The sequence below is a fragment of the Gordonia malaquae NBRC 108250 genome, from assembly GCF_000344135.1.
GTDB lineage: Bacteria > Actinomycetota > Actinomycetes > Mycobacteriales > Mycobacteriaceae > Gordonia > Gordonia malaquae.
The window spans coordinates 53,947-69,487 of sequence record NZ_BAOP01000026.1; the positions used below are offsets into that span (position 1 = coordinate 53,947).

The following is a 15,541-nucleotide window of genomic DNA, read 5'->3' on the forward strand; positions in this document are numbered from 1 at the left end:
GAAGACATGACACAACGCACCGCACCGTCGTCGACGGCCACCCAGTGGGCCTCGATCGTCGTGATGATGGCGACCAGCTTCGTCCTCGTCGTCGCCGAATTCCTTCCGCCCAGTCTCCTGCCCGCCATGGCCGAATCGTTGGGGGTGTCAGAAGGCAACGCCGGGCAGGCCGTCACCGTCACCGCATTCGTCGGTTTCTTGACGGCGCCGACGATCGGCATCCTCTTTCCGAGGCTGGACCGCAGGCTTCTGCTCGTGGGTCTGACGAGCGTGGCGGCGGTGTCGAATGTGCTGGTCGCGGTATCCGGAAGCATGTGGATGCTGCTGGTGGCCCGACTGCTGCTCGGTGCGTCGATCGGCGGTTTCTGGGCGATGTCGATCGCCGTGGCCTCGCGCCTTGCACAACCCGCACACCTCGGCCGCGCCATGATGCTCGTCAACACCGGCACGACCGTCGCAACAGTCGCCGGAGTCCCGCTCGGCACCTACCTGGGGGAGGTGTTTGACTGGCGCGCAGTGTTCGCGGGCGCCGCCGTCCTGTCTGCCGTGGTGGCCGTCGCACTCTGGCGAGTGCTCCCGTTCGTCGAGCCGTCTGCAGCTGCACGCGTCAGCTCGCTCACCGAGACTCTCCGTGTGCCGGGCCTGTCACTGGGCCTCACCGGGCACGTCCTGACAGTGTTCGGACACTTCGCGGCGTTCACCTACATTCGAGTGGCACTCGAACGGAATCCGGATCTGGATGCAACGACGATCGCGGCGATACTCGTCGTGTTCGGTGTCGGCGGGCTCGCGGGCAACTTCGCGGTCGGCATGGTCGTCGACCGCCACCTCGACATCGCCAGGTACGGAGTGCCTGCGCTGATCGCGTCGAGCATCGCGGTGGTCGCCGCGGCACCCGACAACGTCCCGCTGGTGGTCGCAGCAGTCGCTGTGTGGGGCTTCGGGTTCGGATCGTGGCTGATGGTGGTCTCGACCTGGATCGGCCGCCAGGCGCCCGATCGGATGGAGGCGGGCGGAGGGCTGTTGGTGGCAGGCTTCCAGATCGCGATCACCATCGGCGCCGCTGTCGGAGGAGCGTTGTCGGACACCGTCGGGATCACCGCTGCGCTCTGGATCGCGGTCGCCTCCGCGGTCGTCGGCGGAGTCTTGTTCGGCTCGGCGCGCGGCGACGTCAGCTCGCCGACGGCTGCGCCTGCCGATCCCGTCGCCATCGAGCCGGGGGATGTCCAGTGTGTCGGCGGAACGCGCGGCTGAAGCCTGCTTCGGATTCGTAGCCGAGCCGGTGTGCGGTCGCCGCCACCGGCTCGCCGTCGTTGAGCAGGCGCATGGCCTCCGCCATCCGAACGCCGGCCAGATACGACGCCGGTGATCGCCCGGTCAGTTCTCGGAAGCGTTCGGCGAACGCCGAGCGGGACATGGTCGCTGCTCTCGCCAACTCGTCCACCGTCCACGCTCGGCCGGGTTCGGCGTGCAGCGCATCGATGACTCGCGACAGGTCCGGCTCTGCCAGCCGGTCGGCCCACAGGTCTGGAGCGCAGCCGCGTTCCAGCCACGTCCGCATGACAACCGACACGATGGTGGAGGTGATTCTGTTGCAGATCACGACGTCGCCGGGCCTCGTCGCCCCGGGGCCGGTGCCAATGGTGTCGATGAGACCGGCAACGGCGGGCTCGGCGGCTCGGAATCCGCCGATCACCACGGCAGTGGGGAGGGTGTGCAGCCACCTGCTCGGCGCGAACACGACGCTCACCATGTCGACATCGGTGAGCGCGCGGAGGCGGCCGCACGATCCGTGCGGCCACAAGATGACGTCGCCTGCCGCGATCAGTCGCGTCGTTCCACAGTCGTCGATTTCGAGGGAGCCGTCCACCAGATACCGGAAGCCGGCGGTCGGACCGCCGTAGAGCCGATGCTCACCCGCTGACAACTGCTCGCGGCGTGACTCTTGAAGGGTCCATTCGAGGGCGGCGAGGGCCCGGTCGACGTTCTCGGCGTTGTTGGCCTGCGTGGGTGCACTCACTCCCTCTGCAAGCGCATCGCCGTCGCTCGTTATTCCTTGGGGAACTCGCAGGAGCCTCTCAGGGCGCGGCGGTACGTTCGCCGACGTGACTACGACTGCATACGACGTGGTGTCGACCAAGACCCTCAATGGCTGGTCGCGAACCAACAAGACCAGAGCCGCCGTTCTGGCGACACCGGATGTCGAGACGATCGCCCGCGCTGTCGCGAAGGTGGCAGACGCGAACGCCGATTCGCCGTGGTACCTCCGGAACGGTGTCATCGCACGAGGGCTCGGCCGTTCGTACAACGAATCGGCGCAGAACCGCGCCGGACTCACCGTCGACATGACTGCCGTGAACCGGATTCATCGGATCGACGGAGACGCTCTGATCGCCGATGTCGACGCGGGTGTCAGCCTCGATGCTCTGCTGCGGACGCTGGTCCCGCTCGGCCTGTGGCTGCCCGTGCTGCCCGGGACTCGGCAGGTCACGGTCGGCGGTGCGATCGCCCACGACATCCACGGCAAGAGCCATCACAGCAGCGGAAGTTTCGGCGACCAGGTCGCGGACCTCGATCTGCTGGTCGCCGACGGCCGAGTCTTGACGCTCGCACCCGACGGAACATCGGACGATCCGGATGGATCCCTGTACTGGACGACCGTCGCAGGACTCGGTCTCACTGGCATCGTGCTGCGTGCCCGTCTCCGACTCCAGCGGACCGAGACCGCGTACTTCCTCGCCGACGGCGTCGTCACCCACGACGCCCACGAGACCGTCGACCTGCACCGCACCGGCTGGAGCGACTCCGCCGAGTACAGCGCGGGCTGGTTCGACGCGGTGACGAAAGAACCGGCGCTGGGCCGCGGCTACTTCACTCGAGGACGTCTAGCCGCCGTCGACGAACTGCCGGCGAAACTCCGACGCGACCCGTTGCGGTTCGACGCACCGCAGTACTTCACCGTGCCCGACGTGTTCCCGAGCGGTCTGGGCAACCGGCTGACATTCGGGCTGATGAGCCGCGCCTACTTCCAGGCGGGCGGCACGTATGCAGGGAAGGTTCACAACATCACCGGCTTCCTGCATCCCCTCGACATCATGGGGGAGTGGAACCGCTTCTACGGCGGCACCGGCTTTCTGCAATACCAGTTCGTGATCCCGCCGGAGAACCTCGGCGCGTTCGTCCCGCTCCTGTCCGAGGTGCGGGCCTCCGGTCACGCCAGCTTCGTCAACGTGCTCAAGATGTTCGGCGAAGGCAACCGCGCGCCGCTGTCGTTCCCGACGCCAGGCATTACCGTCACGTTCGACTTCGCGATCAAACGCGGCCTGGACAGGCTGATCTCCGAACTAGACCGTCGGGTGATCGACTTCGGTGGACGGCTCTACTCTGCGAAAGACTCCGTCACCTCGCCTGACACATTCCACTCCATGTATCCGCGGATCGACGAATGGATCGCGGTGCGCCGACGCATCGACCCGACCGGAGTGTTCGTCTCCGACATGGCCAAACGCCTCGACCTCGTCTGACGCATCCTGCGTCCATCCCTGCTCGTGACCGAGCCCACCTTGCTCGTTGAGCGAGCGGAGCGAGTCGAAGCGTCTGCGGGAGTGGCGCGGTGCTTGCTGCGACGAGCAGATGGAGAGAACTCCAGCGCCGCTTCGGACGCTGACATGGCCGCAGCTGACAGCCCGCTCTACAAGCGCATCGCCGGGTGGATCGAAATGATGGTGCGCGGGAGCTCCGAACGTCGAGCCCGAGCGGCTAGTGCGAGTCGACCTCGATGGAGGCTTCGATTGCCGCGTGCCAGCAACTGAGGAGCTCGTGGGCAGATCCTGCGAGGTCAGCTAGCTCATCTTGTGCTACCGGCCGAGACTTAGGTCCGATAGCCCAGTCGTAGTAACCCAATGCGAGTGAAGCGTCGTTCGGGAGGAACTTCTCGACGAGCCCGAGCTTGTTCTTCCCGACGCCCCGGCGCCCGTTTCCGGCTCGACCTTTGCGGATTCGGTATCGATCGAGATCGCCACGAATCACCTCGTCTCGGAGAATTACTATGTGATTCACCCAGTCCGGAGGATCGGACACCTTGTCGGCTTGCGGAAAATCAGTGTCATCCGGGCTGGTCTCGATTCCGGCGTGGAACTCGAATCGAACGTCCTCGAGGTGCTTGGGCATCCCACGTCCGGCGACCTGGACCTGGCTCCGAAGCTGCCTTCCATCTGCAAGGACGGGACTCCAGATCGTTATAGCCGGCATTCCGCTGCCGCCGCGACCCACTCCTACCGTCCAATCGGATCCGAAAGCGACCCGCAGGTGATTGGCGATCGGGCGGAACGCTCGCTCAATCATGACCTTCTGCGGAGGGAGGGCGTGGATGTCTTCGATCCGGAGCCGTGGAGCCTTGAAGTATCCGATCGCTTCGTCCCACGTGAGCACTCCGGTTACTTTCGACGAGTAGTCGCCTGCGTCCGCCTTGTCGAGGACGAGGAGAAATAGGTAATCGACTGCGTCCCTCTGCTTGTCGATCTGAGCCTGAGTGATTTCGTGGTCGAGCTTTGCTTCGATGCCGATCGTCGTTCTATCAGCCAAGTACACAACCACATCGAGCCTGGCCACGCCTTCGCACTCGACTCGTGGAACATCGCCGGGCTTGAGGGTCTTCTGGATGCCGTGGCGTTGCAGCCCGTTGAGGAAGGCTTCGGGGTCATTCCTGATCTCGGCAGCGAGAGCACGCGTCAGCATCGGCTCTGTCGTGTAGATGCCTGTCGGAACGCTGTCGGCCCCCGGCTTGCGGTCGCCCGGCAAGGCCAAGAACCGATCGTCTGCCACTGTGCCGGGCAGCTCGTTGATCCGTGCCGCGATGTCGAGTACTTCTGGACTGAACTCGGTGAAACTGGCGGCGGGGCTCTGGAACCGGTAGCGGCGGGCGCAGTAGAACGCCCAGGCCTTCAAGTAGTCCACGCCAACCCAGTGAGGTATGCGGCCGTCCAGCGCGTAGGACTCCATGAGGGGCCGTATTGCGTGGTCGAACCCACCGTCCCCGGCGAACCGCTCGTAGGCGTTATAACCCTGGGCCCATCTGAGGATCTTTGAGTCCAAGTCGTCCATGCTCGGGACACTAGACGTGGCATCACGACGTCGTCAACGGGATCAACTCGGTGGTCGACGACTGGGATCTGCGACCGGTGCGGCGCACAGTGGCCTGGCTCCGCAACCTCTGCGACACGACGAGCTGACAGCCGCCGAAGGAGCGCGCTGCGCACCATGGCTCGCAAACTGCGCAGACCAGTGTCATAGCCACGCGACCATCTCGAGCATGAACTCGGGAGAACGGCCCCTGTCGATGCGTCAGTACAGGATGATCAGATCGGTGCGGAGGTCTTCGGGTTCGGTCACCGACGGGTCGTTGACGTAGATCTCGATGACGCCGCGAGGGTCGCCGCCGCCGTTCACCTCGTGGACCTCGAACAGCGACTCCCACGCCGAACTTATGCCTTCGTACGCACCGACATGGCTCATGATGAGGGCGCGGCCGGACGGGAACACGCCGTTGTCGACGCCTTCGACGTCGGTCGGGGCGGCGACGGGGAAGCCGAGGGTGATGTCGAAGACGTCGTGGGGGTCACCCTCGTACAGGCCGTAGCCGGGACCGATCGGTCCGCAGCCTGCGAGAGTCTGGAACGACTCGTCGAAGATGTCCCGGATGTCTTCCATCCGGACGTCGTAGAACTTCTGAGTGACAACGCGGATGTCGTCGGGAAGCGTCACCTCCATCGGCTGCAGGAACGACTCTTCGCGGAAGAACAGCGGGATGCTCATGCCCGCAAGGGTACGGCTCACACTGCGGCATAGGCACTCCTCCCGGCAGAATGGAACCCGTGATTCAAGATGATCTGGTCGTCGACACTCACTATGGTCCGTTGCGCGGTGTGGCGACCGAAACGCTGGACGTGTGGAGAGGCATCGCCTATGCCCAGCCGCCGGTAGGCGACTTGCGGTGGCGGCACGCGGTCGATCCGACACCGCACACAGACGTGGTCCCGGCCGACACCTTCGGGCCGGTGTGCCCGCAGCCGGTGATGCCGGTGATCGAGCTGGGCGACGGCACGCGCCAGGAGGAGGACTGCCTCTATCTCAATGTGTCCACCCCGCGCGGCGCGTCGCGCAGCGACACCCGGCTCCCGGTGCTGGTGTGGATTCACGGCGGCGCCTACCTGTGCGGTTCGGGTTCGCAACCCCTGTACGACGCGACGTCGCTGATCGGCACGGGTGTCGAGGCAGGCACCCCGGTGATCGTCGTGACGATCAACTACCGACTCGGCGCGTTCGGGTTCGTCGACTTCTCGTCGTGGTCGGACGCCGACCGGACGTTCGACGCGAACTGCGGGATGTCCGATGTGCTGGCCGCGCTGCGCTGGGTGAACCTGAACATCAGCGCCTTCGGCGGCGACCCCGGGAACGTGACTGTCTTCGGGGAGTCGGCAGGAGGCGGAGTCGTCACGACGCTTCTGACCATGCCGGGCGCGGAGGGACTCGTGCATCGGGCCATCGCACAGAGTTCCCCGGCGACGTCGGTGTACGGCCCCGACCGCGCGGCTCGCTACGCGCAGGCGATGCTCGACCTCATGCCGGCCGAACGAGTGAGCCCGGATCTGCTTCGAGACATCCCTGTCGACGCTCTTGTGGCGGCGTCGCAGCAGATGTTCCTGTCGGTGCCTCGGGAGCATCCCGGCACCATCGCGCACACGCCGATCGTCGACGGCGACCTGATCCCCGATGACCCGCTCCGTGTGTACGAGTCCGGGCGCGCACTGCCGGTGCCGCTGATGATCGGCACGAATCGGCACGAGACGTCGCTGTTCAAGTGGATGTCGTCGCCCCTCATGCCGGTGAAGTCGGAGCATGTCGACGCGATGTTCACCCTCATCGGCACCGAGCAGCCGCATCTCCCGTTGCCTGAGCCGGAACACCTCGACGAGTCGTATCAGCACGTGAAGGCTCGGGTGCGCAGCATGGCGATCTCCCGCGACATCGGGTTCCGCATGCCCGCGTTGTGGATCGTCGAAGCGCACAACTCGCAAGCGTCGGTGCACCTGTACCGCTTCGACTGGGCGACGCCGCTGCTGCGGTTCATCGGTTTCGGCGCTGCTCACGCCACTGAACTGCCGTACGTGTGGGGCAATCCGGCGTCCACCAAACGCGATCCGATGTACCGATTGGGCGGCCGACCGACGGGCGACGAGGTGACCGCCCGCGTCCAGCGTCGATGGCTGGCGTTCGCAACCTCAGCCGACCCGAACATCGGCGACGACATCCCCGGCAACGCACAGTGGGACCCCTACACAGTCGACGATCACGCGTCGCTGCGGATCGGTGCGGTCGATTCCGCTGCAGTCGGGCTCGACGACGCGATGCTCCGCGCCTGGGGCGACGAGGTCCTCAGCTTCCAATGACGATCAGTCGATTCGGGTCCGACGCGTTGTTCGACGGAGGGTTCGCCTACGGTTCGCGCGTTCGCGGCGAACAACTGTTCACAGCAGGTGTATCGCCCCTGGACGAGCACGGGTCCGTCGTGGCGCCCGGCGACCCGATCGCCCAGACCTCGCACGTCGTTGAACTGTTGGCCACGCTTCTCGCGGAGCAGGGGAGCACTGTCGACGACATCGCCAAACTGACCGTCTATGTCGAGACGGCCGACCGCGCGGACGTCGCCGCGGTGTGGGGCGCGGTGGAAGAGGCGTTCGCCGGGGACACTCCTCCGGCCGTGATCGTCGCGGTCACCGTCCTGCCGTACCCGGGCCAACGAATCGAGATCGACGCGGTTACGGTGGCTCGATGACACGACCACACGTCGACGACACCGCTCGCCGCGCTCGATTTCAGCGGAGGCATCTGCTCGACGGGACAGTCGGCACTCCGGTGGTCGAGATCGCCGACGCGGTTGTCGGGTTGCACGCGACGACGGCGTCCACTGTGCATCTGTCGGCATGGGCGCGTAACGGCGAGATCACCCCGCACGACGTCGACAGCGCGCTCTACGACGATCGAACGGTCGTGAAACAGCTCGCGATGCGGCGAACGCTGTTCGTCATGAGCCGACCGATCCTCGCCGACGCGGTGGGCGCGGTCGGCAGCCGGGTCGCGGCGTCGGAACGCACCAACATGCTCCGTGACCTGCGTCGCGACGACGGACCCGCCGACCCCGAAGGATGGATCGATCAAGCGCGGTCGGCGGTCCTCGATCTCCTCGACGGAACCGAACTCGTGGCCGCCGAGGTGCGGAAAGCTCTGCCCGATTTCGACATCTCGATCATGCGCGACGCCGGGAAGTCGTACGGCGGACTCTCGCCGATGCTCCCGCGCCTGCTCAATCACCTGGCAGCGGCGGGCGACGTGGTCCGCGGGACCAATCGCGCGACGTGGGCGGTGTCGCGGCCCGGCTGGACGTCGATGTCGTCGTGGCTGGGTGAGCCTCTCGCGGCCGTCAGCCCGGAGGATGGCCACCGCGATCTTGTGGCCCGCTGGCTCCGCTCGTTCGGTCCGGGAACCGAGGCTGACCTCGTGTGGTGGCTCGGGTCGACGAAGACCGCGGTGCGGAAGGCAGTCGCTGCCCTGGACGTGGTCGAGGTGGACCTCGACTCCGGCGAGACCGGCTACCTGATGGCCGACGACCTCTACCCCGTCGACGAGGTGCAGCCGCGGGCGCTCCTGCTGCCGGGCCTAGACCCAACGACCATGGGGTGGCGCGGCCGGGAGTTCTACCTCGATCCCGCGCACGTTCCGCACCTGTTCGACACGAATGGCAACGGTGGACAGACCGCATGGTGGGACGGCCGGATCGTCGGAGGCTGGGTGCAAGAGGACAACCGCGTCCGCGTCCAACTCCTGGAGGACGTTCCCGCTGACGGTGTCCGAGCGCTCGACGCCCGGGCCGCCGAACTCGCCGAGTGGCTCGGCGACGTCCGCCTGACCCAGGGTCTCTTCGCCTCCCCGATGATGAAGTCCTGACCCCGCGCCCTTGCTCGATCCGAGGGCGACTCCCCACTGGTCGTTGAGCGAGCAGAGCGAGTCGAAGCGGCGTGACAAACACAGGTCGGCGACCACGGGGCTGTCCGGGGACGTGAGGTGCGGACGCTTCGACTCGCGGCGCTCATCGAGCAGGGTCGAGGCTTCTCAACGACTAGGAGGGCCGAGCAACGGGGCCGGCTCACAGGAAGCTCCCAGCGTTCGGACAGCGGGGGAGGAGGCGGTCGGTGCACGATGGTGACATGACCGTGAGTTCCCCAGCCGTGCCCGCAAAAGTTCTGGTCGTCGATGACGAGGAGAACATCCGGGAACTGTTGTCGGTGTCCTTGAAGTTCCAGGGCATGGACGTGCGCTCAGCCGCCGACGGACCGCGCGCCCTGGACATCACCCGCACCTTCAAACCCGACGTCCTGATTCTGGACGTGATGATGCCCGGCATGGACGGCTTCGGACTGCTGCGACGATTGCGCGCGGACGGCATAGGCGCGCCCGCGCTGTTCCTGTCGGCGCGCGACTCCGTCGAAGACAAGGTCAACGGACTCACCGTCGGCGGGGACGACTACGTGACCAAACCGTTCAGCCTGGAAGAGGTCGTCGCACGGCTCGGTGTGCTGCTCCGCCGCAGCGGGCACGGACAGGAGTCTCAGGCGTCGTCGCGCATCGTGTTCGCCGATCTCGAACTCGATGAGGAGACCCACGAAGTGCTCAAGGACGGCGAACTCGTCTCGCTGTCGCCGACAGAGTTCACATTGCTGCGGTACTTCATGGTCAACGCGGGAACTGTGCTGTCGAAGCCACGCATTCTCGATCACGTGTGGAACTACGACTTCGGCGGCGACGTGAACGTGGTCGAGTCGTACGTGTCATATCTGCGACGCAAGATCGACACCGGCCCGGTCCGGCTCATCCACACCCTGCGCGGTGTGGGCTACGTGATGCGTGAGCCTCGATGAACGTGGTGTCCGAACGCATGCGGTCGATGCCGCTGCGGGTGACACTTGTCGTCCTGACCGTCATCCTGGTGCTGGCGGGCCTCGGAGTCTCCGGAGTGGTGGTGACATCCGCGATGCGGAGCGATCTGCTCACCCGCGTCGATGAGGGGCTCACCGACGCCGTCCACGGGTGGGCACGACCGCCGGACGTCCGTGACGGTGACATGCCGGGTCCTCCTGGCCTGCGGCGCCCGAAGTCGCAGTACTTCGTGACCGCGACGTCGTCGGACGGGTTTGAGATCACGTTCAACGACTTCGGCTCCAGTCCAGACCTGTCGAGCCTCTCGTCGTCGGAGGGCACATCGCCGGTGACCGTGTCGTCGTCTGGGGCGGGCCCGGACTGGCGGGTGGTCAAGAGGGTGTCGGCCGGGTCGACGGTGGTGGTGGCGATCCCGTTGACCGACGTCGACGCGACGATGACGCGGTTGATCTGGCTGCAGGTCGGTGTCGGCTGCATCGTGGTCGTCCTGATCGGGGCGCTCAGCTACCTGTTGGTCCGGTCCAGTCTGCGTCCGTTGCGCCGCGTCGAAGAGACCGCCCACGCCATCGCGGGTGGCGACCTTCACCGACGAGTCCCGGCTCGACCGGCGAACACCGAGGTCGGGAGTCTCGGCGAGTCGCTCAACGCGATGCTGGCGCAGATCCAGAACGCCTTCGCCGCGACTGCGGCGTCCGAACGTCAGGCGCGAGCATCCGAAGAGAAGATGCGGCGATTCATCGCCGACGCGTCTCACGAACTCCGCACACCGTTGACGTCGATCAAGGGTTTCGCCGATCTGATGGCGCTGGGCGCCGTCACCGACTCCTCCGACGCAGTCCGTCGGATCTCCGGCGAAGCCGACCGGATGACGATGCTTGTCGAGGACCTCCTCATGCTGGCACGGCTGGACGCGCACCGGCCCGTCGAGAACGCCCCGGTTGAGGTGCTTCCCCTGCTCGTCGACTCCGTCGAGGCAGCACGGGCGTCGGCACCAGGCCGTCAGATCGACCTCGACCTGGCCGGTTTCGATCCGACAGCGCAGGTCAACGGTGATCGACTCCGACTCCGTCAGGTGCTGGGCAACCTGCTGGGCAACGCAGTCGCTCACACCGCACCCGACAGCCCGATCACCCTGGCGGCGCGGATACACGGTGAAGAGGTGATCGTCGAGGTCGCCGATTCTGGCCCGGGCCTGACCACCGACGAGCAGGCACACGTCTTCGAACGCTTCTACCGGGGCGACCCGTCCCGACACCGGAACGTATCGGACAGCGGAAGCGGACTCGGCCTATCGATCGTGGCCGCACTCATCGCCGCTCACGACGGCCGAGTGGGCGTTCGTTCCACTGCGGGGGAAGGCGCGACCTTCTGGTTCGCGCTGCCCCGCGCACGCGGAGTGCAGGCTCGGTAAGGTTCGGACATGGCCTCGGTTTTCACGCACATCATCAACGGCGATCTGCCCGGACGTTTCGTCTGGAAGGACGGACAGAGCGTCGGGTTCCTGACAATCAACCCGGTGACACCCGGACACGTGCTCGTGGTGCCGCGCAAGGAGATCGATCACTGGGAGCAGATCGACACCCCGACGTTCACTCACCTGTCCGACGTATCGCAGAAGATCGGCCGTGCCGTCAAGGACGCGTTCGACGCACCGCGAATGGGCCTGTTGATCGCCGGGCTCGAAGTGCCGCATCTTCACATCCACGTGTTCCCCGCGCACTCGCTGGAGTCGTTCGACCTCACTCAGGCCGATCAGAACCCGTCGCCGGAATCACTGGACGACGCCGCAGAACGCATCCGCGCATCGCTGCGCGCGCTCGGGTACGGAGAGAACGTCCCCGACTGATCTCCGCACCGACCCGGCCCTGCGTATAAGCTCATCCGATCAACGGACAGGGCGAACGGGAGCGGAGTGGACGTTCACGAAACGGTGTCGCGGCGGACACTGCTCAAAGGTGTAGGTCTCGCTGTCCTCGGCGCCGGTGCTGTGGCCTGCACATCGCGTTCGGAACCTGAACCGGAAGCCGCGGCCGTCGTCGTTCGACCGCTGCCGATTCCACCCGTGCTCGCACCGCGCAAGGTCGGCAAGACCAAAGTCTTCAGCCTGGAGGCGCGGACGGGCACCAGCGAGATCGTTCCCGGCACCCGCACGGGGACCTGGGGATACAACGGCGCGAACCTCGGCCCGACGATCCGCGTCACGCGCGGAGACAACGTCCGGATCAATGTCCGGAACGCGCTACCCGATACCACCACGGTCCATTGGCATGGGCTGCACGTTCCTCCAGACATGGACGGCGGCCCGCATCAACCGATCGAAGCGGGCCGGGCCTTCGCGGCCCGCTTCCGAGTTCGCCAACAGGCCGCGACCCTCTGGTATCACCCCGACCTGCACGGGAGCACCAGTCTGCAGACGTCCCGCGGGCTTGCCGGGATGATGATCGTCGACGATGCGGCGACGTCGCGTCACGACCTCCCTCGGCGGTACGGCATGGACGACATCCCGCTGATCCTGCAAGACAAACGTTTCACCGCCACCGGAGCACTCGACGAGACCGACCGAGCCGACGTCGGACTGCTCGGCGACACCCCGACGGTCAACGGCATCACCCAACCGACATTCACCGCCACCACCCGCCGGGTGCGATTCCGCATCGTCGACGCCTCGACCGCACGCCTCTACAACCTCGCGTTCTCCGACAACCGGCGATTCACCGTCATCGGAACCGACGGCGGGCTCCTCGACAAGCCGATGACGGCGACCAGCATCGGGATCAGTCCGGGCGAACGGACCGAGATCGTCGTCGACCTCACTCCAGGCGAGACCGTCCAACTGCGCGCCGTCGCGTTCCCCGGAAACCTCGGCGTCGACGACGCCGCCCCCGACTTCGGTCTGCAGGACGAGTTCGATCTGATGACGGTGATCGGCCCGGCACCGACGGCGCCGAAGCCACGCGCGTTGCCGACCGGGCTCAACCCGACGTTGCGCAACTCGCCGAACACCGGAATCGCGCACAAGCGGTACTTCGATCTCCAGTGGTTCCAGATCAACGGCCAGCTGTTCGATCCCGCACGCGTCGACGCCGTCGTCCCCGTCGGGAGGACCGAGATCTGGACGGTGCGCAACACCGACACCTGGATTCACAACTTCCACATCCACGGAACCCAGTTTCGAGTGCTCTCACTCGACAAGGCACATCCGAAGCCGCCGACCGCAGGGTGGAAGGACACCGTCCTGCTCCCACCGGGCGCGGTCGCAAGGCTCGCGGTGCGGTTCACCGACTACACGTCGACACGCTGGCCCTACCAGTTCGGATGCAACCTGATGTTCCACCAAGACAAGGGGATGGAAGGCCAGCTCGTGGTGGTCCGCCCCGGCCAGAAGCCGTCGACGGTGCTCGGCCGGGAGCCCCGTCGGCGCAAGCGCTGACGACAGACCGTGCTCAACAAGGGGGAACACATGAATACCGCCGAAGTGATCAGTCGCCGAACATGGCTGAAAGGTGCGGGCGTGGTGGCGGCTGCGACAGTCGTCGCGGCGTGCTCGTCAGACGACACGACGCCAGGCGGCTCGGACCCCACAGGCAGTGAATCTCGCCCGTTGCCGATCCCGCCGGTCCTCAAGCCCGCCACGTCAGGAACGACGAAAGTCTTCCGCCTGGAAGCGAAACCCGGCACGAGCGAGATCGTCGCTGGAAAGAGCACTCCCACCTGGGGGTACAACGGATCGATCCTCGGCCCGACTATTCGTGTGCGTCGTGGAGACGACATCCGCGTCAAAGTGGGAAACGCGCTTCCGGAGATGACAACGGTGCACTGGCACGGCATGCACCTGCCGGCGAACATGGACGGCGGACCACACCAGCCGATCATGCCCGGTGACACGTGGACCGCCGAATACACGATCAAACAGCAGGCAGCGACCCTCTGGTACCACCCGCACCCGCACGGCACCACCAGCCGCCACGCCTATCGCGGACTCTCCGGGCTGCTCATCGTCGACGACGACCAGTCCGACCAGCTCGATCTACCGAACCGCTACGGGATCGACGACATCCCACTGATCGTCCAGGAAAAGCGCTTCACCTCCGACCACATGCTCGACGAGACAGACCGTGAAGACGTCGGACTCATCGGCGACACCGCCGTCGTCAATGGAATCAGCGGACCGACCTTCACCGCGACCACCCGTCGTGTCCGATTCCGCATCCTCGACGGTTCGACGATGCGACTGTTCAACCTTGCCTTCTCCGACCGACGTGATTTCACGATCATCGGGTCGGACGGCGGACTCCTCGACCGACCGGTCACCGCGACAAGCGTCTACCTCAGTCCGGGCGAACGTGCTGAGATCGTCGTCGACCTGGAACCAGAGGAGAAGGTGACGTTGAAAGCAGTCCGGTTCGCCGACAACCTCGAAGTAGACGACGATGACTCCCCCGACTTCGGACTGAAGGACGAGTTCGACCTGCTGTCCATCGTGGGGCCGCCCGCAGAAGCCGCCGTGCCGCCCGTGTTGCCGACCGGACTCAACCCGACGCTCAGGGCTCCCGCCCGTCCCGCCGCCACCGCCAAGAAGCGAACCTTCGACATGGAGTGGTTCCAGATCAACAACCGACTGATGGACATCACCCGAGTCGACGACACCGTGGACGTGGACACCGACGAGATCTGGACCATCGCCAACAAGGACAACTGGATTCACAACTTCCACGTCCACGACACCCAGTTCCGAGTCCTGTCACTCGACAAGACAAGCACTACCCCGCTCATCGACGGGTGGAAGGACACGATCCTGCTGGCGCCCGGCGCCGTCGCGACCATCGCCCTTCGGTTCACCGACTACACGTCCAACCGGTGGCCGTACATGTACCACTGCCACCTGATGTTCCACGAGGACCAAGGAATGATGGGCCAGTTCGTCGTCGTGAAACCCGGACAGAAGCCGTCGCCAGCCATCGGCTCGGGACTGGAGCACGACATGGGCCCGAAGCCGTCGAACAGCAGATCCGCACCCGAAACGTCGTCCAGTCATCGGCATTCCGGGTAGCGCAAGGCTCTGACCAGGCGATTTGGCTTTCTGTGGGCCGATGCGTAACTTATATCGAGTCCGAGCGGCCAGGCCGCGAAGGACAAACTTCCTCCAACTTCTTCACCGGGTCGCGAGATTCTGGTGGTGGTGCTGGTGGGTCTGGTTGCCGCCGAAACGCCGATTTGCACTGCAGAGCGGGGTGAGGCTAGACTGGAAGAGTTGGCCCGAAACGGCCGGCGAGATAATCAAGTTCACTGGAGTTCGGCCCGCGTTTGTGTGGGTTGGTGCTGGTGGGTGTGTGTTCTTTGAGAACTCGATAGTGTGTAAATAGATGTTCTTGTGCCACATTATTTTTGTTTTGTGGCATGGAGGATGTTGTGACGGACAAGAATTTGTTTTTGTTTTGTTTATGATTGAATCTTTGTCAGTTTTTTGGATTTGGTCAGGTTTTGCTTTCTGGCTTGTGTTGAAATCGCACGCCTCTTTGGGGTGTGTTTGTTTCACATTTTTTGTTGG

The 15,541-nt window shown here is 65.3% G+C and carries 14 protein-coding genes; 10 read left to right on the plus strand and 4 right to left on the minus strand.

What is annotated here, in order from left to right:
- Positions 1 to 6: 6 nt before the first annotated feature.
- Positions 7 to 1,254 carry an MFS transporter gene (locus GM1_RS16150; protein ID WP_008380571.1) on the plus strand — a complete coding sequence of 416 codons (1,248 nt, stop codon included), beginning with the start codon at positions 7 to 9 and terminating at the stop codon, positions 1,252 to 1,254.
- Here the strand turns inward: GM1_RS16150 and GM1_RS16155 are convergent.
- On the minus strand, positions 1,172 to 2,020 hold the full coding sequence (locus GM1_RS16155) for a helix-turn-helix domain-containing protein (protein ID WP_008380573.1): 849 nt from the start codon (positions 2,018 to 2,020) through the stop codon (positions 1,172 to 1,174). The two genes, GM1_RS16150 and GM1_RS16155, sit on opposite strands and share 83 nt — an antisense overlap.
- Before the next feature lie 85 nt (positions 2,021 to 2,105).
- Between GM1_RS16155 and dprE1 the strand changes: the two genes are divergently transcribed.
- Positions 2,106 to 3,524 carry a decaprenylphosphoryl-beta-D-ribose oxidase gene (dprE1, locus tag GM1_RS16160; protein ID WP_008380574.1) on the plus strand — a complete coding sequence of 473 codons (1,419 nt, stop codon included), beginning with the start codon at positions 2,106 to 2,108 and terminating at the stop codon, positions 3,522 to 3,524.
- A gap of 235 nt (positions 3,525 to 3,759) precedes the next feature.
- Here the strand turns inward: dprE1 and GM1_RS16165 are convergent, their stop codons facing one another.
- Entirely contained in the window at positions 3,760 to 5,103 is a 1,344-nt protein-coding gene (locus GM1_RS16165) for a hypothetical protein (protein WP_008380576.1), read from the minus strand.
- Positions 5,104 to 5,343: 240 nt separating this feature from the next.
- The gene (locus GM1_RS16170) at positions 5,344 to 5,814 is read right to left on the minus strand and encodes a GyrI-like domain-containing protein (protein ID WP_008380578.1); all 471 of its coding nucleotides are present in this window, start codon (positions 5,812 to 5,814) and stop codon (positions 5,344 to 5,346) included.
- Positions 5,815 to 5,864: 50 nt separating this feature from the next.
- Between GM1_RS16170 and GM1_RS16175 the strand changes: the two genes are divergently transcribed.
- The 8 genes from GM1_RS16175 (at position 5,865) to GM1_RS16210 (ending at position 15,043) form a co-directional block, all read left to right on the plus strand.
- Entirely contained in the window at positions 5,865 to 7,448 is a 1,584-nt protein-coding gene (locus GM1_RS16175; protein ID WP_040520414.1) for a carboxylesterase/lipase family protein, read from the plus strand.
- Positions 7,445 to 7,834 (plus strand): RidA family protein, encoded by a 390-nt coding sequence (locus GM1_RS16180; protein ID WP_008380580.1) that lies wholly within the window; start codon positions 7,445 to 7,447, stop codon positions 7,832 to 7,834. Before GM1_RS16175 ends, GM1_RS16180 begins: the two co-directional genes overlap by 4 nt.
- Positions 7,831 to 9,003, plus strand: a complete 1,173-nt coding sequence (locus GM1_RS16185; RefSeq protein ID WP_008380582.1) for a winged helix DNA-binding domain-containing protein — start codon at positions 7,831 to 7,833, stop codon at positions 9,001 to 9,003. Before GM1_RS16180 ends, GM1_RS16185 begins: the two co-directional genes overlap by 4 nt.
- A 260-nt stretch (positions 9,004 to 9,263) precedes the next feature.
- Positions 9,264 to 9,974 (plus strand): response regulator transcription factor, encoded by a 711-nt coding sequence (locus GM1_RS16190; RefSeq protein WP_040520415.1) that lies wholly within the window; start codon positions 9,264 to 9,266, stop codon positions 9,972 to 9,974.
- Positions 9,971 to 11,404, plus strand: coding sequence for a sensor histidine kinase (locus GM1_RS16195; RefSeq protein WP_008380586.1), 1,434 nt, complete (start codon positions 9,971 to 9,973; stop codon positions 11,402 to 11,404). Before GM1_RS16190 ends, GM1_RS16195 begins: the two co-directional genes overlap by 4 nt.
- A gap of 9 nt (positions 11,405 to 11,413) precedes the next feature.
- Positions 11,414 to 11,839: an HIT family protein gene (locus GM1_RS16200; protein WP_008380588.1), complete on the plus strand. Its 426-nt coding sequence runs from the start codon at positions 11,414 to 11,416 to the stop codon at positions 11,837 to 11,839.
- 66 nt (positions 11,840 to 11,905) lie between these two features.
- Positions 11,906 to 13,423 (plus strand): multicopper oxidase family protein, encoded by a 1,518-nt coding sequence (locus GM1_RS16205; RefSeq protein ID WP_008380590.1) that lies wholly within the window; start codon positions 11,906 to 11,908, stop codon positions 13,421 to 13,423.
- A 30-nt stretch (positions 13,424 to 13,453) separates the two neighbouring features.
- Positions 13,454 to 15,043, plus strand: coding sequence for a multicopper oxidase family protein (locus GM1_RS16210; RefSeq protein WP_052005441.1), 1,590 nt, complete (start codon positions 13,454 to 13,456; stop codon positions 15,041 to 15,043).
- A gap of 102 nt (positions 15,044 to 15,145) precedes the next feature.
- Here the strand turns inward: GM1_RS16210 and GM1_RS22770 are convergent.
- Positions 15,146 to 15,541: hypothetical protein (locus tag GM1_RS22770; RefSeq protein WP_217997957.1), on the minus strand; the 396-nt coding region annotated here is incomplete at its 5' end.